Annotated in this window: 20 protein-coding genes; 19 read left to right on the plus strand and 1 reads right to left on the minus strand. The window is 43.3% G+C overall.

What is annotated here, in order from left to right; genetic code table 11:
• Positions 1-8 precede the first annotated feature (8 nt).
• Genes IGK61_RS02865 through IGK61_RS02910 form a run of 10 tightly spaced genes read left to right on the plus strand, consistent with a single transcriptional unit; the run spans position 9 to position 9,517 of the window.
• The gene (locus tag IGK61_RS02865) at positions 9-743 is read left to right on the plus strand and encodes a YveK family protein (RefSeq protein ID WP_438844674.1); all 735 of its coding nucleotides are present in this window, start codon (positions 9-11) and stop codon (positions 741-743) included.
• Positions 743-1,387, plus strand: coding sequence for a CpsD/CapB family tyrosine-protein kinase (locus IGK61_RS02870; RefSeq protein ID WP_015508990.1), 645 nt, complete (start codon positions 743-745; stop codon positions 1,385-1,387). Before IGK61_RS02865 ends, IGK61_RS02870 begins: the two co-directional genes overlap by 1 nt.
• Positions 1,388-1,400: 13 nt before the next feature.
• Positions 1,401-2,048: a sugar transferase gene (locus tag IGK61_RS02875; protein ID WP_368742781.1), complete on the plus strand. Its 648-nt coding sequence runs from the start codon at positions 1,401-1,403 to the stop codon at positions 2,046-2,048.
• A complete protein-coding gene (locus IGK61_RS02880; protein WP_438844675.1) occupies positions 2,048-2,794 on the plus strand; it encodes a WecB/TagA/CpsF family glycosyltransferase in 747 nt (248 codons plus the stop codon). Before IGK61_RS02875 ends, IGK61_RS02880 begins: the two co-directional genes overlap by 1 nt.
• Entirely contained in the window at positions 2,791-4,044 is a 1,254-nt protein-coding gene (locus IGK61_RS02885) for an O-antigen ligase family protein (protein ID WP_438844676.1), read from the plus strand. The genes IGK61_RS02880 and IGK61_RS02885 overlap by 4 nt, the downstream gene beginning before the upstream one ends.
• 8 nt (positions 4,045-4,052) lie before the next feature.
• Positions 4,053-5,468 (plus strand): lipopolysaccharide biosynthesis protein, encoded by a 1,416-nt coding sequence (locus IGK61_RS02890; protein WP_438844677.1) that lies wholly within the window; start codon positions 4,053-4,055, stop codon positions 5,466-5,468.
• Positions 5,465-6,496, plus strand: a complete 1,032-nt coding sequence (locus IGK61_RS02895) for a glycosyltransferase family 4 protein (RefSeq protein WP_438844678.1) — start codon at positions 5,465-5,467, stop codon at positions 6,494-6,496. Before IGK61_RS02890 ends, IGK61_RS02895 begins: the two co-directional genes overlap by 4 nt.
• A gap of 32 nt (positions 6,497-6,528) precedes the next feature.
• On the plus strand, positions 6,529-7,626 hold the full coding sequence (gene wecB / locus IGK61_RS02900; protein WP_438844679.1) for a non-hydrolyzing UDP-N-acetylglucosamine 2-epimerase: 1,098 nt from the start codon (positions 6,529-6,531) through the stop codon (positions 7,624-7,626).
• Positions 7,627-7,640: 14 nt separating this feature from the next.
• Positions 7,641-9,101, plus strand: a complete 1,461-nt coding sequence (locus tag IGK61_RS02905) for a helix-turn-helix domain-containing protein (protein WP_438844680.1) — start codon at positions 7,641-7,643, stop codon at positions 9,099-9,101.
• Positions 9,102-9,154: 53 nt separating this feature from the next.
• Positions 9,155-9,517 (plus strand): DUF7006 family protein, encoded by a 363-nt coding sequence (locus tag IGK61_RS02910; RefSeq protein WP_438844681.1) that lies wholly within the window; start codon positions 9,155-9,157, stop codon positions 9,515-9,517.
• Positions 9,518-9,634: 117 nt separating this feature from the next.
• Here IGK61_RS02910 and IGK61_RS02915 read toward each other — a convergent pair whose 3' ends face one another.
• The gene (locus IGK61_RS02915) at positions 9,635-11,122 is read right to left on the minus strand and encodes a helix-turn-helix domain-containing protein (protein ID WP_167827352.1); all 1,488 of its coding nucleotides are present in this window, start codon (positions 11,120-11,122) and stop codon (positions 9,635-9,637) included.
• A gap of 482 nt (positions 11,123-11,604) precedes the next feature.
• Between IGK61_RS02915 and IGK61_RS02920 the strand changes: the two genes are divergently transcribed.
• The 9 genes from IGK61_RS02920 (at position 11,605) to lepB (ending at position 22,179) form a co-directional block, all read left to right on the plus strand.
• Complete coding sequence (locus tag IGK61_RS02920; RefSeq protein ID WP_008377999.1) at positions 11,605-12,000, plus strand: DUF7006 family protein; 396 nt, start codon at positions 11,605-11,607, stop codon at positions 11,998-12,000.
• Positions 12,001-12,379: 379 nt separating this feature from the next.
• Positions 12,380-12,604: a hypothetical protein gene (locus IGK61_RS02925; RefSeq protein ID WP_240934954.1), complete on the plus strand. Its 225-nt coding sequence runs from the start codon at positions 12,380-12,382 to the stop codon at positions 12,602-12,604.
• Positions 12,605-13,789: 1,185 nt separating this feature from the next.
• Positions 13,790-14,158 carry an LPXTG cell wall anchor domain-containing protein gene (locus tag IGK61_RS02930; RefSeq protein ID WP_167827353.1) on the plus strand — a complete coding sequence of 123 codons (369 nt, stop codon included), beginning with the start codon at positions 13,790-13,792 and terminating at the stop codon, positions 14,156-14,158.
• Positions 14,159-14,170: 12 nt separating this feature from the next.
• Positions 14,171-14,995, plus strand: coding sequence for a WxL domain-containing protein (locus IGK61_RS02935; protein WP_142968082.1), 825 nt, complete (start codon positions 14,171-14,173; stop codon positions 14,993-14,995).
• A 23-nt stretch (positions 14,996-15,018) separates the two neighbouring features.
• On the plus strand, positions 15,019-15,945 hold the full coding sequence (locus tag IGK61_RS02940) for a WxL domain-containing protein (RefSeq protein ID WP_167827354.1): 927 nt from the start codon (positions 15,019-15,021) through the stop codon (positions 15,943-15,945).
• A gap of 92 nt (positions 15,946-16,037) precedes the next feature.
• The gene (locus IGK61_RS02945; protein ID WP_167827355.1) at positions 16,038-17,102 is read left to right on the plus strand and encodes a WxL protein host-binding domain-containing protein; all 1,065 of its coding nucleotides are present in this window, start codon (positions 16,038-16,040) and stop codon (positions 17,100-17,102) included.
• A 1-nt stretch (position 17,103) separates the two neighbouring features.
• A complete protein-coding gene (locus IGK61_RS02950) occupies positions 17,104-20,124 on the plus strand; it encodes a WxL domain-containing protein (protein WP_167827356.1) in 3,021 nt (1,006 codons plus the stop codon).
• Between the two features lie 81 nt (positions 20,125-20,205).
• Positions 20,206-21,624, plus strand: coding sequence for an HTH domain-containing protein (locus IGK61_RS02955; RefSeq protein WP_167827357.1), 1,419 nt, complete (start codon positions 20,206-20,208; stop codon positions 21,622-21,624).
• A gap of 75 nt (positions 21,625-21,699) precedes the next feature.
• On the plus strand, positions 21,700-22,179 hold the full coding sequence (lepB, locus tag IGK61_RS02960) for a signal peptidase I (RefSeq protein WP_151196460.1): 480 nt from the start codon (positions 21,700-21,702) through the stop codon (positions 22,177-22,179).
• The last annotated feature ends 57 nt before the right edge of the window (positions 22,180-22,236 follow it).

A 22,236-nucleotide genomic window follows, 5' to 3' on the forward strand; every position in this document is an offset into this window, starting at 1 on the left:
GAAAACCGATGAATAAAGAAATAAATATGAAAAAATTGAAGCAAGTCCTTCAGCAACGCATAGGCTGGATTCTCATGATCATTAGTATTCCCTTGTTAGCGATGTTTCTTTATCTAACCTTTCTTGCTGAACCCATTTATCAAAAAAGTGCGCAGCTGCTGATCAGTCAGTCAGAAACGACATCTGGTAATCGACTGGAAAACCAGACCATTCAGGCAGACCTGCAGCTCGTTAGTACCTATAGCACCATCATTATAAGTCCTCGCATCTTAAATGAAGTCAGTGAAGCGTTAGAGGGAAGCTACGATGTGGCTGAATTGTCGGAGATTTTGAGTGTGACCAATGCCACCAACTCGCAGATCATCGAAATCAACGCGTACCATCAAAGTCCGAAGATCGCAGCTAAAATCGCCAATACGACCGCCAGCGTTTTTAGTGAAGAGATCCCTAAGATCATGAACATTGATAATGTCACGATCTTAGCCGAAGGGACCGTTTTGCCACAGGAAACACCTGCTCGGCCAAACAAGTTTTTGTTTTACAGCTTGACCACTTTCTTAAGTCTTCTTTTCGCTTTTACGTATCTGTTTCTTCTGTTGGTTTTTGAGCGCAGCTTTGCTTCGAATACGGAAATTGAAGAGGTCTTAGGGTTAAAGGTCATTGGTGAGATAAGCAAAGAAAAACGAGTTGCTTCGTTCAAAACCATCCAGTCGAGAAGCCTAAGAGGGAGGAAACGTGTGTGATGCGTAGTATGAAGGAAAACTATTCGATCATCAGCGAACAAGTCAAGTTGATTCGCGAGAATGTCGAGTATTTGTGCCAACAACAAGAAGCTCAAACGATTTTGATCACTTCAGGAGAAAGTGGCACGGGCAAATCCACGGTCTCGGCAAATTTGGCGGTCGCCTATGCCCAAAAAGGGAACCGAACCTTATTGATCGATGCGGATCTGCGTAAACCCACCCAACATTATTTGTTTTCACAAGAAATGCACGTGGGCTTGTCCAACTATATTCGACGGGACATCTCGATCGAAAGCTGTGTCCAACAAGTGATTTTAGAAGATTGCGAATTTTCAATCATTACTAGTGGCGCCATTATGTCAAATCCCAATGATCTGCTCGCTTCTTCGAAAATGACCGCAGCCTTGCAAGAGGTCAAACAACGATACGATGTGATCATTATTGATACGCCACCAGTCAATGTCGTTTCGGATGCCTTGATCCTAGCCAAGAAAGTCGACGGTGTGCTTTTAGTCGTTCATGCGGAAAAGACGAACAAACAATCCGCAAAAAATGCCGTCAAAAAACTGCGCCTAGTCAATGCAAACATCTTAGGTGTCGTGGCGAATGGCACCACGGACACAGCCGTAAATTACTATTATTAAGGAGGGGAACTTTGTGGAAAGACCCGCTTTAGACAAGCAGTCAAGGGTTCAAGCGACTGGCTATTTACGTTGGAAACGCACGATCGAAACACTCTTTAGCTTGGGCTTATTAGTCGTCCTTAGCCCGCTGTTGCTGCTGATTTGTATAGGGATCAAATTTTCTAACTGGCAGGCACCGATTATTTTTAAGCAAGTTCGTGTGGGGAAAAATGAGACCACGTTTGTAATGTACAAATTTCGAACGATGGTGCCTGATGCCGATCAATTATTAGGGCAATACCTCGATAAAAACGAAATTGAAGGGGCGATGTTCAAGCTGAAGAAAGATCCACGCGTGACGCGCCTAGGCCGTTTATTAAGAAAAACGAGTCTTGATGAATTGCCCCAACTGATCAATGTCTTGAAAGGGGAGATGGCACTGGTCGGTCCCCGTCCTCCTTTAGAAAGAGAAGTTGTCAGCTATTCAGAAAAAGACAAGCAACGATTGTCTGTCACACCTGGATGCACAGGGTTGTGGCAAGTCAGTGGACGAAACGAATTAAGCTTTCAAGAGATGGTCGCATTGGATCTTTATTACATCAATAACCTGAGCTGGTTATTGGACTTGAAAATAATTATGAAAACGATTGGCGTTGTTTTCTTACCCAAAGGAGCATTCTAATGGAGCAACAAGTACGTGTATCACTTTTAGGCAGCAATCTCGATTCCTTAAGCTTTCAGGAAACCATTACTAAGATCGAGGCGATGGTTGAACAGGGGACGCCCGCACAGCATGTTTCGATTAACGCGGGAAAAATAAACTTGATGCGAAAAGATCCCTCGTTGCGATCGATCGTCAATCGGGCAGCTTTGATCACGGCTGATGGTCAGTCGATCGTCTGGGCAGCGAAATATTTAGGTTGCCCAGTACCAGAAAGGGTAACAGGCATCGATCTTTTTCGTGAGCTGGTCAAATTGGCAGCAGAAAAAGGTTGGCGTCTTTATTACTTGGGCGCAACTGCCGAAGTCGTAGAAGCTGTCGTCAAACATGACCAACAGCTTTATCCCGACCTGAACGTAGCTGGGTTTCACCATGGGTATTTTTCCGAAGATGAATCATTGGACGTGGCAAAGAAGATTGCACGGACGCAACCAGATTTGCTGTTTGTCGCTTTTTCTAGTCCGCAAAAAGAGATTTGGCTCGATACATTCAGTGAAGTATTGCAAGTGCCCTTTGCGATGGGCGTTGGCGGCAGCTTTGATATCGTCGCAGGCAAAACCAAACGAGCGCCTTTGTGGATGCAGCGGTCAGGGTTGGAATGGTTTTATCGCTTTGCGCAAGAGCCAGTCAGGATGTTTGATCGCTATATCATAGGAAATCTACGTTTTTTACAGTATGTGTGGGGAGAAAAAAGAAGAAACGCATGAAATCAAAACAGCAAAGCAATCACCGCTTCTTCATGGGCATTGTCGCCATCTTTCCAATTATCGATGTTTTAAATGGTTTATTTCTTAGTTTAGGCATTCCTTTTCCTATTGGGGTGTTCTATCGTCTACTGTTCTTTTTGTTCTTAGTGCTCATGATTGTCACAGAAACGATCCCTCTTCGTTACTATACGTATTTAACGTATGGATTTATCGCTGCGACGCTTACGATTTTTCTGTTACAAGCGCTTTTTCTAGGGTACAGCTGGCAGTGGGTGATTGAGGATCTCTCGGTGTATATCAAATACCTCTTATGGGTACTGATTCCTTATTATGTCTATCAACGAAAAAACGACTTCTCCAAACTGCACTACGATAGCTTATTTATTGTCATTAGTATCTGTTTTACCCTCGGTTTGCTGATTCCTTATTTTTTAGGACTGGGTTATCAAACCTATGACAACTCTGATGCTGGGTACAAAGGCTATTTCTTTGCCAATAATGACACGAGTTTTGCCTTTATTGTTTCCATCACCTTTACACTGCAAGCACTGATCGTTTCGATCAAAGAACAAACCCACAAACGCTCGTTTTTCTTCGCCAGCTTATTTGCAGGAAATTTGGTGTGCTTGGTTCTTGTGGGAACCAAAACAGGTGTCTTTTATGGAATTGGCGCGTTAGTGTACTTGCTCCTGCGATTGATCATAGGGGTGGAACGAAAGGCTCGGTTGCAACAGCTATTCATTTGGCTGCTCAGTTTTTTTACGATTTTTTGGTTGTTCATACAAGGCTTGCCGTTACTGATCCAAGCCGTCGAAGGAACCTATCTTCGCATGGTGTATTTCTATCATCTTTTCGACGGCGACTTGATCCGCCTGTTTTCTAGTTCAAGAAGTGATTTTTTGATTGGCGGGATGGAGGCTTTCTTAAAGGATGAGGCACGTCACTTTACCATGATCTTTGGTCAAGGATTTGAATACCGATTGGCACACTTTGGTCGTCTTGGCTTAATTGAAATGGACTTCTTCGACACCCTTTTCGGTCAAGGATTGTTAGGGACCGCCTTATTGCTGCTGATGCTCGCCTATTTTGTCTACTTGGCCTTTCAGCCGCAAAAACGCTCGGTTTATAGTTTTGCCTTGATCGTCGTGCTTTTTTATAGCTTTTTTGCCGGTCATGTTTTGTATTCGGCATTGTCTTCTACCTTCTTAGGATTGATTTGTGGAGGCATTATTTTAACAGAGAAAGAGTGAACAACTGATTGAAAAAATTACTTTTGAGACTGGGCTTTTTCTCCCTCGGTTCGTTAGGTTCAGCGGTTTTAAACTTGGTGCTTTTGCCCGTAACGACTAGCTTTTTGACACCAGAAGAATATGGGAAGACCAGTATGTTTTTCCTTGCACAGACCTTTTTGATATACGTGATTTATCTCGGCTTCGACCAAGCCTTTACAAGGGAATACCATGACCACGAAAACAAACGCGAATTGCTGCAGCAAGCGATGCTCGTGCCATTGCTCGGTTCACTTTTCTTTCAGCTGATCCTAGTGGTTTTTGCGGCAGACTTCTCGCAGCTTTTGTTTGAATCTCCACACTACACCCGTGCGATTTATTTATTTGCTCTTTCGTCGGGGTTGCTGATTTTTGAACGGTTTCTTTTGTTAACGGTTCGAATGCAAAACAAAGCGATCCAGTTCTCCGTATACAGTATTTTAGTGAAATTCATGGTCTTGTTCATCACGCTGCTGTTTCTCTTTTTTGGTCCGCCGACCTTTATTACGGTGGTCTATGGCATGCTCTTCGGTCAGATTATCGGTGATTGTCTATTGATTTTGGCAAACCTGGCGCTTTTTATGCCGCTCATTCGCCAAATCGATCGCAACCTGATCAAAAAGCTGAGTCGTTTTGGCTTGCCGACGGTGGTGGGAACCTTCCTCTATAGCTTGTTGATGATTATCGACAAAATGATGCTGCGCTATTTTGCTGATTTTGCCGCATTGGGCATCTATACGGCTGCCTTCAAAGTGGCGAGTGCCTTGATGATTCTACAAGTTAGTTTTGCCAATTTTTGGATTCCCACCTCCTATGAATGGTTCAAAAAAGGCAAGCCGTTGATCTATTACGAACGCGTCAGTCACTTTATCATGTTCGTCTTGTCGATTTTCTTTTTACTGATGGTCTTTTTCAAAGAAACGATCGTCATTTTATTGTCGCAGGACTACTTAGAAGCCCAGTACTTGTTTCCCTTGTTATGTTTTTATCCCTTGATGATGACGATCAGTGAAACGACCAATCTGGGGATCGTTTTTTGTAAGAAAAGTCATCTGAATATTGCAGCCTCTTTGCTAGCGGTCTTAGCCGCCTCCTTTTGTCATCTCCTGCTCGTACCGACAATTGACGCCACAGGAGCGGCTTGTGCCACGGCATTAGGGTACTTGGTCTTCTTTTTTGCCCGTACATATTTTTCGATGACCTATTGGCAGGGATTCTCAGTCAAACGGCAAATCAGCTTGTCGATCGTGCTGTATTGCTTTGCACTGTTTACGGCATTCAATCGCATTCTTTGGCTGGAAAAGAGCCTTGTGTTGCTGCTGCTGCTCTTCGTCGTTGTTCTTTATCGTAAGGAACTAAAGCAGGTAACTAGATTTGTACAAGAAAGGAAAATCAACAGAGCATGAATATCTTACTTATCGGTCCAGATCCAGCAGCAAAAGGGGGGATCGCAACGGTCATTCATAATTTCCAAAAAGCAACAGCGCCAGAGGACGTGCGGTTTGTCGTTCACAAGACCTGGTCGGAAAATGGGAAATATTGGACGCAGCTTAAAGCGTTTCTGACGTTTCGTCGGCATATCAAAAAAGAAAGGTGCCAGATCCTTCATTTCCACGTTGCGCAAAAGGGCAGCTTTTATCGCAAGAGTTTGCTGTTGTTGTTAGCACCGAAACACTGCAAGACGATTTTTCATATGCATGCTTCGCAATTTGATCAGTTTTATCAAAACAGTCCTTCTTGGGCAAAGGGGTGGATTCGTTTCATTTTGTCTCGGGTGGATCAGCTCGTAGTGCTCAGTAGTAGCTGGGCAGCTTTTTACCAAACGATTACAGATACCCCCATCGAGGTCCTGCCAAATGCCGTAGCGGTGCCAGAGGAATCCCTCTATAATCCCACCGCCAAATGGATCATCACTCTTGGCAGGATTGGGCAAAGAAAGGGCAGTTTTGATCTGTTGGCAGTTGCCAAAGCAATGGCTGTTTCCTTCCCTGAGGTTCGCTTTATGTTATTTGGCGATCAAGAAAACCAACAGGTTGCCCAACAACTCCACGAAGAAGCCCTCACCAATGTGTTCTTAAATGAATGGGTCGCAGCCGCTGCGCTGCCAGCTGTTTTTCGTAAGGCAGCCATCCATTTTCTCCCTTCTTATCACGAAGGCTTGCCGATGGCGATCTTAGAAACCATGGCGGCAGGAATCCCCAATGTAACGACGAAGGTGGGGGGAATCCCAGAGTTGATCCAATCGGGTGAAAACGGCTACCTAGTAGCAGCCGGTGATACTCAAGCAATGATCGAGACCTTGAGCGGTCTGTTAGCTAACGAGGAAGAACGAATCAAAAGCAGCCAACAAGCCAGAGCAACGATTGAGCAACAGTATGCCTTAACGCCTTATATGAAGCGCTGGCAGAAGATTTACAAAAAGCAACTTGATTAATGTTCAAATTGTTGAAAAAAAGGAGAGGTACGATGCAAAAAATAAAGGTATTATCTATTTTTGGTACACGACCAGAAGCCATCAAAATGGCGCCGGTCATCAAAAAACTAGCAAAAGATCCACGCTTCCTATCAAAGATCGTCGTGACAGGGCAACATCGAGAAATGCTTGAGCAAACGTTAGCTGCGTTTGAGCTGACCCCTGATTATGACTTGGCTATCATGCGAGAAAATCAAACCTTGTCCAGTATCACCAGTCGTATTTTAGAAGGACTCGAAGGTATTTTTCAATCAGAAGAACCAGACGTAGTGTTGGTCCATGGCGATACGACGACGGCAGTCGCAGCTGCGCTGGCCGCTTTTTATCAGCAGATTTTGATTGGTCATGTGGAGGCGGGGCTGCGAACGGGCAACAAGAAAGATCCGTTTCCAGAAGAAATGAATCGACGATTGATTGATCAACTAGCGGATTTTCTCTTTGCACCGACGGATCAAAGTCAGGCAAATCTGCTAAAGGAAAATCACCCCCACGACCGCATCGTCGTTACTGGCAATACGTCTATTGACGCTTTGTACCATACCTTGGCACAAAAAAAAGCGCGAAAACCAATCAGTGAGAAAAAAATCCTCTTAGTTACGATGCACCGACGAGAAAATATTGGGCAACCCATGGAACAAGTATTTCGTGCACTAAAACGCATCGCTATTGCTTATCCAGCACTGACGATCGTCTTTCCCATGCATAAAAACCCCCGTGTTCGTAGACTTGCTCAGCGTTATTTAGAAGGACAGCAAAATATTGAGCTGATCGAACCGTTGGATGCCCCTGCGTTCTACCAATTACTGGCAGGCAGCTACCTTGTTTTAACCGATTCAGGTGGGATTCAAGAAGAAGCGCCCTCCTTGGGGATTCCCGTCTTGATCGTACGTGAAACGACGGAACGCCCAGAAGGGGTGGCAGCAGGGACCTTGAAACTGATCGGTACTAATGAGGAGCGTGTGTATTCAGAAATCGTTCATTTATTGTCTGATGAGGCAGCGTACAAACAAATGGCGCAAGCCAAAAATCCCTATGGAGATGGAGAGGCGAGTGAGCGGATCGTGGCTGAATTAAAAAGTTATTTCGAGTAGAGGAAGGCGAACCTATGAGACAATTCCAATCATCTTTTGTCATTAGTAAAACGACGCTAAGATGGCTACATTTGCTAGAACATATGGAGCATACTTCTCATACACCAATCCGTGGATTGTCAAAAGTGATCAAAAGCTCTAGCCGAACTATCATTGAAGATTTACAAAACATTAAAGAATATTTCGAGGATGCTATCGACATGGAAACGTCAAACAGCGGCTATCAGCTGCAAGTCATCGATACAGAAAGCTACTTAGAAAAAAAGCGGAATTTGATCAGTAACGAGCCGTTGTTTCGCATCTTTGAGAGCATTTTTTTAGGGGAGATATTGACCATCAATGAGTGGTCAGACATTTTGTTTATTTCCCCTGCCACGTTGATGCGTTACTTTCGAAAGATCGACCCGATTTTAGCGCAGTACCAGCTAACGTTAAACAAAACCACCGTTGATCTTATTGGTGAGGAAGTCAATATTCGCCATTTTTTTCTGAACTTTTATTATGAATCCGATAGTACGCCGCATACCGTATTTCCGCCGTTGATCATTCACGAGATCGGTTTAAATTTGAAAAAAGAAGAATTCGACAGCAATTTCTCTAATCTCGCCTTTGAGGAAATCAGTTATATGCTTTATATCATTTTAGAGCGAACCTCTCATGGCCATTACGTCACGATCGATCCAGCCATCGTCAAGCAGTTTCGTAAAGAGTATTATCTTGAGCTGAAAAAAATAAAGACGATGTTATCGAACCATTTGCAAACAACGATCGCCGAAAAAGAGATCATCTACTTTTATGCGTTATCGATGGGAAAACGGACGGTGTTTGATATTGATATGGAAAGAAATTTTTGTGCCAAGTTAGGCAAAGATTCTCAGGTCTTGCAACTAACACAGCGTTATCTAAAGGAGACGATCGTACCGCCGTATGCGCTGGAATATAGTACGGTTTTGATCCATTCTTTTTTCGCTACGGTCCTACTAAAGAATAGATTTTCCCCGATTTTGAATAAAGTGATTCCCGATTTGATTTCCTTTGTAAAAAAACAATTTCCAGAAGAAATGGCACAAAATACAGCGTTCTTACAAAAACAATTCAAGCAACTGAAGGGTCTGTCTTTAGACATGATCGTAGATATCAGCGCAGTGTTTACCATTCACATGGACTGTGTGAAAGAATTGTACTGGGGGAAGCCTAAAAAAATCGCGTTCCTGTTAGAAGGGAATCAATTTATCTCGCAACGAATCCAGGTCACTGCCCGTAAGTATCTAGGCAGTTATCAGAAACTCTTTTTTCCGAATGTATTAGATATCAATCTCGGTTATTTTGAGGCGAACCAATTTGATATCGTCGTCACAAATTATAACGAACATATATCGAATTTTTCTTGTTCTGGCGTGTATTTACTGTTCAATAAAATCCCGAACTCAACCGATTGGCGTAGACTCATGTCATTGATCGATTTTAAACTTTAACAATGGTCTAGGTGCAAAATAATTCACAGATGAAAGATAGGAATGATGCAATCATGATGAAAAAAGGACATATGACACCAGAAGCCTATTTAAATAATTACAGCGAACTTTGTTACTTGCAGGAATTTCCCCTAATCAAACAAGTATGTACAGAGTTGCAAACACGATTCAAAGAAATTTGCTATACCGAGTACGATAATGTGCTACAACAAATGGCAGATCTATTAGAAATCGATGCCCAACTGCAAATGTTTTTAGAGTTTTTCCGACATGATTTTTTTAAAGAAATCGAATTAGCAGAAAAAGAGATCGTCGAAATGATCAAAAAGGACAAAAATGTCTATTACCGCCAAATGGCAGGGATCGGTACGAACCAAAAAGCGCCCCATGGGTTGATCTACCTCAGCGAGAAATGAACACTCTGATCGGCTTGATCGATCAGAGTTTCAACCACTCGTTGTGTAGGAGATGTTCTTATAAAATAATGTTTTGTAGCTGCAACGATTCCGCAAGATAGTGCCTAAGAAAATGACCTATGCGTTGTTCAAAACGACCAGACGCAAGATTCGTGGATTGATTTGGTTAAGTAATCGATTCCAATCCGTGGCATCTGGAAAAGATTTTAGTAAGATACACTCGACTTCAAGCAAATATTCCATCGTATATTCCGAATAGTTGGTTACTAGCAGATCAATTTGCTTTTCCTTTAAATAGGCTGGGGAGAGTTCGCTGGCATCAGGATAATACAACGTGTGGAAGCGTCCTAGATATTTCCGTACGATACTTTCGGCATATTCGCAGACATATTCATTTCCTTCAAAAATCACGGCGATCGTCCGTTGTGTCCCCCAATTTTCTTCTTTGATCGCTTCCATGTGAATCGTTAGACTGGCACAAAAGTCTTCGAGATAGGAGGGCGAATAGAGCTTTTTGACTAGCTTATGCTTTGCCAAAAATGCATAGTTTCTCTTATATTCGTGGGAAAACTTGTCTTTGACGAATTGGGTAAGATCGTCAATATTGACGTTCATGATGGGAGAGAGCATGTCGCGTATTTTCACGATCGTAAAAAACGACTCTAACCAGTGCAAGTCTTTTTGTTCATCGTAGGAATTGCCGCGATTAATGGCATAGAAATCTTTTGCCACTTGTTTGATCTCAGGCCAGCGATTGTAGGATTGGCAAAATTCTTCGATCGAAGGATGATTGATTTTTCGGCGACAGATAAGGCAAAGAAGCAAATAAATGATTTCATCTTCAGGTAGGCGATAATGAAAATAAGAATAAAGGATCTCCGTCAACGTATCGGGTGAAATCAATGAATCGTAAGCATAAAAAATCTCCTTCAGCTCAGGAGAAAGTTCGACCTGCAACCCTTTCTTGCTGCGTTCCAGCGTAATGTAGAGAATATAGGAAAAGTAAGAAAAGGTAGAAGCTGGCTGTTTTTTTGAATGCAAAAGATTCGTGATCTCAATCACGGCATCTTGGACATCCAATGACGGGAAGATCGTATTGACATTGATATCGGACTCGTAATAAAACAGACAAAAAAAGCGGCGAATATCGATCTCAGAACCCACCAGTGTGACTGGATTCGTTGACAAACGAAGGTTGAAGGGCTTTAATAAACCATTCATTTTTTTTAAGTAGCCAAGCAATGCTTGTTCAGAAAGATTAAGGGTCAGGCTCCAATCTAGCACCGATTGTAATTCATCGAAAAAAATACTTTCTAAAATCATAAAAAAAGGTTCATCTTTGACTAGATTTTGTTTTTGTTTGATATATGCCTCGGGATCCAGTTCTTCAAATAAATAACCAAACTTCGAGGAGTAGATTTCGATTGCATCATTGAAATGTTCACGAATCATAGCAATGTCCGCAATGATCGTGCGAGTACTGCTTTTTGTTACTTCTGATAAATCGCCCAATGTTGAAGACGGATTCTTCTCAAATTCATTTAATAATTGCAATCGTCGAATTAAAGAACGATTTTTGATAAACTTTAGCTGAAAATTTTTCATAGATGCCCCCGTTGAATTTTAAAAAGAATTAATCATATTATAAACAATTGGTTAAAATACTTCAATTTTTATGTTTATTTTTAATTTATTTGACTAAATATAAAGTTTTTATTATTCTAATGGATGTAAACGTTTGAAACTATTTGGAACAATGTAGGTTTTTTCACCGACAGGTGAAAATTGCTATTTTTTTTTAAAGAGATTTGACGCTATAGTGAGACCATAGTCCGATGCTTAGGAGTATTTGTTTTTTCTCAAGAGGAAACCTGTGAATTGTTGGTTGGATCAAAAGAGAGAAGATGGAAAATAAATGGAACTAGCAAGTGCGTGAATGTGCCATCAATACCTAGAAATGCAGTGTAGTTGAAGGCTGTCCACGAATGAGATAGAAGGAAAAGACATTGATTGGTTGAAGAAAATCTACGGTTACTAGAAGAGGGAAACTGGGAACGATCGTACAGATAGATTACGAGGAGGCTAATATGCTGGCAGAAAAGATAGCGGGAGCAGAAGAATATTTGGCGCATTTTCAAACAGAGCTAGAAAAACAAGGGGTGTTACGCTTTTTTCCAAAAATAAATGCCTTTTATCATCGGTTAGCAAAAGAGTTTTTAACGATTTTTCATAGCAAGGAAGAAAACCTGTTTGTTCAGTGGGGCCACTTATTGGCGATTGATGCACAATTGCAAATATTGATGGAAATCAGCAACAATCGCAAAGAGGGATTGCTAGATGACCTTGGGATGAGTGAGGAAGAAGTCATTGAAATGATAGAAAATGACCATAAGTATTTTTACCGTGAGATCACGGGGGCAAAGTTAACGCAAAAACCCAAAATGGGCTTGATTTATTTGAGTGAACACTTAGCGGAGTCCTGAATTTTTATGTCTAATACGTCGAGTAGACCTGAGAGTTAGGAAAAAAATTGAGATAAATGGGAAACGATGATGTTCAATAGACTATTGGGGAAGTTTTATAGATAGTTTTTTGGAGAAATAAATGGAGAGTAGTAGTGGGGCTAAAAGGATGATTTTCAGGTGGAACGTACCCTTGAGAATGACAGAGAGCAGATGGACTACTCAAACAACGCAGTGGGGAAGGCAATTGGTTGGTCTTCCTTGCTTGAGTAAGAGTTGTTTTTAAGAAACAACAGATTGACCGCTAAAGTCAACGACAAAGGCGAATGTTTTTTGCTCTTCATTAAAATAATTACTGTGTAAGACGTGAAAAAAAGCAAAAAGCGCTTGAAGGTAGGACATGAACGGAATGAAACTTTTTATTATTTTTGCCTACTTGTCGGTAGGCATATCGGTGGCACAATATGGCATGTATTATTTCTTTCCCAGCATATCTGTGATCCTTCGCAGCTGGTTTCAATTGGGGCAAACCATTCTTTTGCTGGGCTATTTCTTTCTGCTGGTTATGTATTTTTGGGTACAGCGTGGCAGAACAAGGAAAGAGAAGCAATCTTTAGGAGAATGATCGAGAATTAAACAGCAATGATCTACAAAGAAGCGTTTTTACAGTAGGAAGAAATCGCTTGTTTGTAAGCAAAAGTATACATAAAATAGTACGACCGAGACGAGCCTTTCGTGGGCTCTTACTTAACATAAACAAATCTGCAGCAAACGTTTGCTTCTTTTGGTGAAACTAAGAAGGGATCGTTTGCTGTTTTTTTGTGCTAACAAATAGGCCTGTTTTCAAATGTCCCGTGGAGAGCTTTTTTCAAGGAAATGAAAAATTCTTAAGGGGGAGGCCGGAAGAATCGATTCATTCTGTAAATAGTAATCAAAAATGGGCGAACGAAGAACTATATACGAGAGAGTCAATAAAATGCTTCGTTGAGGAATGGCTGATTTGGCCAAGCGGCATTTCAAGGGAGTACCGAAGGATAATAGATAGAGAAGATAAAGCAATGGACAGAAACACCAAAGTTTTTAGCGCTGCAGTAGCTATTGGAGTATGCGTTGGTTTGGCTGCATCTGTATTGGCAACAACAGAGTACCGGGAAAGGGCTGGATAAGTGAAAATGAATGGGAAAGGTGGCGCTCCGAAAGAAGAACCATAGCTGATGATCCGCCAATCGTCGAGGAACCACCCAACTGTTTTCCGTGGAGAAATACCAAACGAGCAGGAGATGACCACTGACAGGCATGCTTCATGTTCTTATCAGTTTAGTGATTCTAAGAAAACGACATAGAAGAAAGAATACCCGACAAACGTAGCTTGGGGGATCAGATGAAAAGAGAGGAACGTTCTTAATAAGGATAATCCCCCCCCTTGTTTTTTATCGTTATTTTATTGTGGCTTTTAAAGAATGGAGAACTGCAGGTGCTTTGGAAATTGATATATGATTTTTCTATGGTAACAAGCATTTTGGTAGATGTTAAGGATTTCTCGCTTTAGCCAGATTCTATGGCGAATTATTTATTTAAAACGGGGGTTTGTTTTTTTATTTAGGCATAGATTTCATCAGCCAGTGAATTTATTGATTTTTCCCGCATCACAAAGATAGCTATAATGAAGTATATCGAGGATAAAAACCAGCGTTTTTGGAAGCCAACTGAAACAAAGACCAATCGTCTTTGTTCAAGGTTACCGTCTAAGTAAAGGTGTCTAAAAAAGGGTGGTTTTTAGGCTTGATGATGTCAAAAAGGGGGAGGGAGAATGAAAAGAGCGAGGGGGAATTTTTTGGTCAAACTGATGATCTTCGCTGCTTTTTTTCAAGTGATCAGTGCTTCGACGATTTTAGTTTCGGCACAAGAGGAGCGTTCCGTCGATACAGAAGGCTCAGTCCAGTTCACGGGTGTCTATGAACCAGACAAACCAGAACCTTCACCACCGACCGGACCGACGCAACCTGGCGGGGATGGGGGACGTTTGCCGCAGACAAATACCCGAAAAAGTTCCAGTGCCACGGCACTCGGATCATTGCTGCTATTGATCGCTGGCTATTCAACAGTGAAGAAGACACGCAGGTACCAAAAAGAACGAACAACCTCAAGAACACAAGAAAAGTTGAGTAATAGAGAATAAGGGAATGATCTTATGAGATTTTTGCGATTTGCAACGAGCACCGTACTTGCCGCAACCCTTTTGACTGGTGGGATCCAAGGGACCGCCGCTGAAGTAAGAGTCGCTGAAACCGATGGGCAAGTCAGTTTTGTGCCCAATGATCGAGACCCGACGGAAGTGTTACCGCCTGATCCAGGCCCCGATGGCCCCGATGTGGAGATACCGCCGATCGGACCAGATGGACAAACAGGACCATTGACGATCGCTTATGCGCCGACTTTGGATTTTGGTACCCAAGAAATCTCCAACCGAGATGCCGTCTATTCGATGGTGGCAGAAAAGCAACAATTAGCGGATACCCAAGGGGAAGAAAACCAAGTACCGTATGTTTCCTTCGCCCAAGTACAAGATACCCGTGGGTCAAATGCTGGCTGGCGTTTGACTGTAGCACTAAGTGCGTTTGAATCAGGGACGCAACACAACGAACTGCGAGGGGCACAAATCATCTTTGCCTCACGAGAAGTTGACTACAATAGCCACAATCAAGAAAACGCACCGGACGCACATGAAGCCGGCTTGCGTTTGGATGCCAATGGTTCAGCACAAGCTGTTCTGACTGCTGATGCCGGCAAAGGGGCAGGCACTTCATCCGTCGTTTGGGGCTACCAAGATGAGTTGAATGCGCAGGTCCAAGCCCAGGCGCCGGTGGTTCGCAATGAGGCGATCCAATTGTTCGTCCCGGGAGCGACTGCTAAAGATGCAGCCTTGTATGTGGCGACTTTGACGTGGCAATTGACGACCACTACCTCGCAATCAGGAGAAACAGTTCCAACGGCGCAAGCCGATGAAACAAACTAAAAGAAAAGAAAGAAGGAATAAAAATGAAATGGATTCGATTAGCAACAGTCGCAACACTGACCTCTACGATCTTCGCAGGCGGTGTACAAGTAGTAGCAAATGATGAACCAACACCGAACCCAGAGCCGAGTGAGGAAAGACGTAGTCAGGAAACAGAAAACAATATTGAGTTCCGAGCTGGTGATGGGGAGAGCGTAGAGGTCGTTCCTCCTGTACCGTATCCACCAGTAACAATCGTTGATCCAGATCCACCAACCGGACCGTTAACGATTGCCCATGTACCGAAAAAATTTGATTTTGGCATACAAAGAATTTCAACTACTAATGAATTTTATCCAATAATCGCTGAACAAGAAAAGCTTGTCATCGGTGATGATGATGAGGAGGAAATCTCAAGAGATAATGACGAAGAGGTAAGAGTACCATATGTATCTTTTGCACAAATCGTTGATACTCGCGGATTGATTGATTCACAGTGGGAACTGAATCTTGATTTAACAGAGTTTACTACATCAAGCGGGAGTAATTTGAGAGGGGCTTATTTAGAACTCCTTGAACCAACTATTGTTCACAATGGGGCTACTGAGGAAGAGCTGCAGGCACTGCCTGATGACCATGAGGATAAGGATTATTTACTACAATTACTTCCTAATGCCTTTACCACACCAAACGAATTAGGAAACCAGAGTTTGATTATCCCTGCAAACTCGACCAACGTTCCAGTGATGTCTGCTACCGAAGGTCAAGGGCAAGGTACATCGTCTATTTATTGGGGAGATCAAGAGGAATTGACTGCTGCTCATGAGGCAGGAACAGATCCAGTTTTGAATCAAGCTATTCGCCTGCATATCCCGGGAACGGCTACACCACAAGCTGCTGAATATACGGCAACACTAACTTGGCATTTAACAAGTGCGACGGATGGAAATGGCGAAACAGTACCAGACTAAGACGACTAATCTTCAAAGTAACGCAACAATAATGTGAAACAACTGGCAGGAGTAGACCGTTATTCCTGCCTTTTTTGGAAGGAGAAACAACAGTGATTGAACAACCAACAAACCAACGCTGGCTGCGGCTTTTGACTGCAATGATCGTGCTATGCTCATTGATTGCTTGGCCGACACCAGTACGAGCAAATGATGACATTGAATCAGAGTTGAATTTTTTTGTAACCCCGATATTCCCTGACAGTCAGATCGAAGGCGGTGCTAGCGGTTATTTTGATCTGAATTTAGGCGCAGGGGAACAAGAAGAATTGCAGCTACGCATCCAAAATACATCGGAAGAAACCATCGATGTCGAAGTATCGGCTCATACTGCTTTCACGAATGTCAATGGGGTAGTAGAATACGGTCGTGATGCAGAAGCTCCTGACCCGACATTGCCTGCCTCGATTGCCGAATTGATTGAAGCACCAGGGGTCATCACCTTAGAAGCCCAAGAAGAACGGATCCTTACACTGCCTCTGACGATGCCTGAGGAAGAATTTGAAGGGATTTTGGCTGGGTCGATTCGGGTAGAAGAGGTCCGCGATGCTGGGGCAGCAGAGTCGGAAACAGAAGGCATCGGGATTCGTAATGAGTTTGCCTTTATTTTAGGAGTCGTCGTAAGCAATAACCGCTCGTCAACGGATCCGGGACTTGAATTGCTGGACGTTTTTGCCAGTCAAGTCAATTATCGGAACGTGATCAGTGCCAAGATTCAAAATTATACACCGACTTTCGTCAACCACATAGAAATTGATGCCGAGGTTCGTGCCAGCGGTAGCGACACCGTCTTGTATGAAACACAGCGCACAAGTATGCAGATGGCACCAAATTCGCAGATGGATTTTCCGATCCCTCTAAATGGCGAGCGTTTCCGTCCGGGGGACTATGTCCTGACTATGACGGCCCGTTCACAAGGAGAGGAATGGCATTGGGAAGAGCCCTTCACGATTGCGGCTGCTGATGCCCGACGTTTAAATGAGGAAGACGTGACATTGGAACCAGAAACCAATTGGTGGCTGATTGGCGGAATCGCCGCACTTGTTTTGTTATTGATCATCGTTGTTGTTTTAATCATTAACAAGAAAAAAAAGACAAAGGAAGGTGGGGATCAGTAAAATGAAAAAGAAAACACTAAAGATAGTACTATCACTTATGGTAGGACTATTTAGTGTTTACTTGTTTTTTCCGTCTATTCGTGTGTTCTTTTTTGAACCACTACATGCATGGCAAGGAAGAGAAGGTACGTTAGGCGAGGTGTTCACTGGATCTTCTTTTGAAGAATCTTTAGAGGATCAAGAGGAGTTGGTGGTTTCTTTTCTGGAAGAAATCCAGCAAGCCTATGTTGGAGAAGTGTTTCCGATCATGTTTTTAACAAACCTCCCACTAACAAGCATCGATATCCAGCTGCCTGCAGCCACGATCATAGAAGAAACACTTTTAATGGAAGAAATAGTGATCACCCAAACCGAAGATCCCGAGCAATGGCTTCTGAACTCCGAAGTGCCGTTGACGTCGTTTAGTCTACCACTGATGATAGAATCCGTAGGTACTTATGAAATAACGGTAGCAGAGACAGTGCTTACCTTGAACGTGGAAGAAAGAAAATCCGGAGATGAGGGGGAGAGGCCCCCTATGGAAACGGACGACCACCCGAGTGGCACTAACTTAGCAGCGGATCCTGTCACATCAGATGGTTCATTTTTTGATGACATCGAGGTGGATGAAGGCAATCTTGATCTTTTGGAAGATAGGCGAAGAGAACAAGAAGTAGGCTCCTGGCTAGAATTTTTAGAAGCTGTCATGGACCCAGAGGTGAATCATATAAAGTTGATCGACAGCTTTGAATCTAGTGATAATCCGATTGAAGGTATAGCTTCAGGCGTATCAGGAAGTACAATTAATATTTCGAGTGGAGACTCTTATGTCTATATCAGCCAACCGGGAATCTCAAGAACTCTTATTATTGATGGACAAGGAAAATACCAAATTGATTTTCGTGCGGTTGCTGTTGGCTTCTTGGATAGTACGATGGTACCAGAATCTCCTTGGGATATTTCGTTTCAAAATATTACCCTTTATCATGGGAATTATTACGGACCTATGAACGTTACTACTTTGGGTGCTAACAATCAAGCCATATCCACCATGCGGTACCATAATGTTGAAAACATTGGGAATCAGCTTTTGCATTCCCTTGGTACAACCGCAGTGCTTTCAGGAAAGGTTGCCTCACATCAAGCACGAAGCTACCGTTCGACTTTTAATGAAAATTGGCAGATCAATGCTTGGAATCAAGCAAATTTTGAAGTCCATCGACTTTTGATTAGTCCCAATGCAGAAGTAGAATTGTCGACGATCAGTTCAGGAAATTTATTTTATCATGGTTTTAATCATCCAGAACTGATTATTGGAGAGAATGCCAAAGTTTCCATGAAAGCAAACTTTGAGGGGAGTAGAGGGGAAGCCGATGGTGTGAATGTCTATTTTGGAAATAGTGGTGGGAATCTGACTGTTGGCAAGGGAGCCGAATTAAAACTTGACACTCAGATCAACGCCTCTGCGATTTCCACACTTCATGGAAACCATACCATTGATCTCTTGGAAGACAGCAAGGTGCATATCCAATCCTTAGAGAATCGAAGCCACACCAATGGATGGAATTGGAATATTCTTTCATTTCAAGGAGGCAACACCCATATCAAACTAAAGGAACGTAGCATGTTAAAAATTGATGCGGAAAATCAACCCAACTTATCGGCACATGTTGTTGGCTTCTGGGAACCTCAAAACAGTATCACCGTTGGCAAAGATGCTGTTTTAGATATTCGTTCGGACAGTCGCAATGATTCTCAAAATTTGATCTTTTTTGGAAATCTTTCGAAGTTGACATTCAATGAGGCTCAAAAGGTCAATTTAGAACGAATGGCGCCACTTTCTTTTAATAACGGAAGTTTGATCAACTTAAATGGAACCAATGAACTGGAAATCGAATTTCAAGGAATCAAACAATGGCAATACGGTGAGTTTGATGAGGTGCAGCCTACCCATGAGTGGATGCCTTTGATTCATATGAGTACCAACTTTACTTGGATCAATCCAACAATCAACAGTGTCGTAACTTTGGATCCAACAGTGGAACAAGGGGTACGTAGTCATTTTTCGACTCATAGCCAACGATTGCTTTTCGAGCAAATTTCTGAAGTTGAAATAGAGTTGAATCCATTAACGGAAGATCCGACCTTATCAAATTCTCGGATCATCTCTGGAAGAGCAAATCCTAATAGCTATATTCGTTTTGAGCGGGAAGCATTTATGCCCGAACCAGATCCTTCCATTGGCACTGTAACGGATCCAGATGGACGCAGAGAATTCTTTCACGTCCAAGCTGATGAAGAGGGAAACTTTCAGTTTGATTTATCCGAATTTCCAAACTTCCAACATTTTCGTCACGAAGAGCTAGTGACAGCCGAGGCGTTTTTGAATGGGAGATGGGGAAAGGATTCGGTGATTGTAGAGAAAATCGACATTGTGGACCCGCGGGATCCTTTTCGCCCGGATGAAACGGTCGATCCTGTGAATCCTCCTGTTTTGCCAGAAAACCAGGGATTTGTCAGCATCGACTTTATTTCTCAATTCGATTTTGGAGAAGTACCAATTCTTTCAAGTACCACTCGATATCCAGCAAAGCCGCAGGCGTTGCGGGAAGTTTATGAGGATGTGCATGAAGGGGACCGCCCCAATTATATCCAAGTATCGGATCGGAGGGTCGCTACTACTGGTTGGACACTGAGTGCTCGCTTATCTGAAGAGGGTTTTGTGGGTACGCATGATGAAAGGCAACGACTAAGAGGGGCAAGCGTTTATTTGTCAAATATCCATATGGTAACCACTGGTTCGAATGAGTCGGAGACGCCAGACTATCAAGAAGCCATTGAACTTATTGCAGGTCAAAGTAAAACCTTGGCTTCGGCTCAAGAGAATCGTGGTGGAGGGACGTGGATCCAACATTACGGCTCAAGTGAAACCATGGAAAACAGTGTGGAACTGGAAGTCCCGCTTGGTGCCAACCCCCAAGCAACTGCCTATCGCGGCACGATTTATTGGGAATTAAGCTTTGTTCCTGGACCTGAGTCATAAAAGTTTGAATAAGAAGGAAGCAGAAGCTGCTGGAAGTCGCCTGCAGCTTCTCTTCTTTCGAATGTGTGGGGAGGTGAAACGATGAGAAACAAGCCGTCTTTATTGATGAACAGTTTATTTTCAATGACGTGCAAGCGGCAATTGACGATTTTGCGGCAGTTGGAATGTTGCGGTCCTTTAAGTGGGCAACAGCTGGCACAAGCGTGCGGTGCTTCACGGCGGACGATTATTTCAGACATTGAGGAACTACGTCAACTGTTTGGGGCTTCGACGATCCTTGCATCGGCGAGCAATGGTTATGAATTGGTGATCCAAGAATTGGCGGAGTATCAGGAAAAAAAGCGAGCATTGCTGGCGGATGACCCAAATCTGTTGTTTCTGCATTTCTTGTGTCAGCAAGAAACGGGGATACCTGAAAAACTGGCTGCCATCACAGGGTTAGGCAATCAAACTTTTTTGAAACAATGCCGCCAGCTTCAGACCTTGTTCGCTGCTTATGAGCTGACTTTGAATAAAAAGCAGTGGTGCCTAGAAGGGGCAGAAGGAAACATACGGTATTTTTATAAAGCCTTTTATTTTGAGGAAGAGGAACAGCCCCACCAACTCTTTGAGCAGCTGGCTGAGACGTTGACACTGCGGTATCGTCCATCCTTGCCAATCGATCCAGTGGTTTCGCTACAGTGGATGAAGGTCTTTCTTTTGCGGGCGCAACAAGGTGGGCGCTTGGAGGAAAATTGGGAAATGGCTGACTTTTGTCGGTTGTTTCTAGAAAAAACGGGCTTTGTCATCGAAGGCTTGGAGGTCTGCAGGTCCTTGTCGCAGCAAGAACGGTGTGTCCTATTGTTTTTGATGATGGCAGATGAAGGGGTACTTTCGTTTTTATTAAAACATCCGTGGATCGAAGAAACGGTGCCGTTTGATCCAATCGATAGTTTGCGAGAAACTTTTCCTAAGCAAGCAGACAAATTGATAGAAGACCGCGTGTTCATGCAAATCACGTTAGCAGTCATGTTACTGGATCGTCTCTTCCATGTGCCACCTCCTTTGCTGCGGGATCGTCAAAAGCCAGCAGTGTCGGGTAATGGAAAGTCTAAGGTACTTTCTAGCGCTGCTTCTCACTATTTGCTGACAATAGGCGAGTCCTATCTAAAGAAGCAGCAGTTAAAAAACAACCAGCTGATGATCACCTATCATTTGTGTGGAAATGAGAAAATCAAAGGCTGGATCAAACAACGTCTGAGGGATTGGCTGGTTGGACAAGGAGTGGATGTTGTCGTCGAGACTACGAGTGAGCTGTCCATTTTCACCGCCCGCCAGGTGGTAGTCACTGATCAACCGCTCTTTTTGCTGGAATTGGAACAGCCCATCTATCGGTTGGAACGACCGATTGAGCCAAATTCCATCGAACGCCTCGGCAAGGCGATTTTAGCCGATTTTCTTGGTTCATGTGAAGGCTCTGTTCCTAGTGAAGAGCTTCAAGCAGCGTCTGCCTCTCGCTAAAAGGGTAGAGCCAACGGTATAATCAGTCAAACGCTACGTACGACGTAAAATTATGGTAGAGGAGCAACAGGTATCATGGGTCGATTCCAAAAGCAATGGGCACTTCGTGTGTTGGGAATAAGTTGTCTGCTACTGCTGCTGTTCTTTTTCTTTTCAAACTACAAAATTGCTCGTGTCAGCGGTGAGTCGATGGCCCCCATTATTCAAAACAACGAGTTAGTCGTTATTCAAAGGAATCAGTTGCCGCATCGTTATGATCTCGTCGCTTTTGAGCATGAAGGGCTGCTGATCGTAAAACGAGTGATCGGGGTTCCTGGGGATTCCTATGCGCGCAGTGGCAATCGCTTGCTATTGGGTGCCTCAGGTTCCTATTATGATTTTTCCTATACTTTTACGCTGACGCAAGAAACGGCGAGGGAACTGCCAATCGGAGGCATCTTGCAACCAGGTGAGTATTTCGTCGTCGGGGATGCGATCATGCACTCAATCGATAGTCGTGAATTTGGGATGGTGACGAGCGAGGCGCTTCGTGGGATCGTCTTGAATTTATTTTAAGGGTTCAACGAGGTCAGTCAGCGTGTCGGATTGAAAATCGAGACTTATTTAGAGACC

It is taken from the genome of Enterococcus sp. AZ063, assembly GCF_051715045.1.
In the GTDB taxonomy this organism is placed as follows: Bacteria; Bacillota; Bacilli; order Lactobacillales; family Enterococcaceae; genus Enterococcus_D; species Enterococcus_D casseliflavus.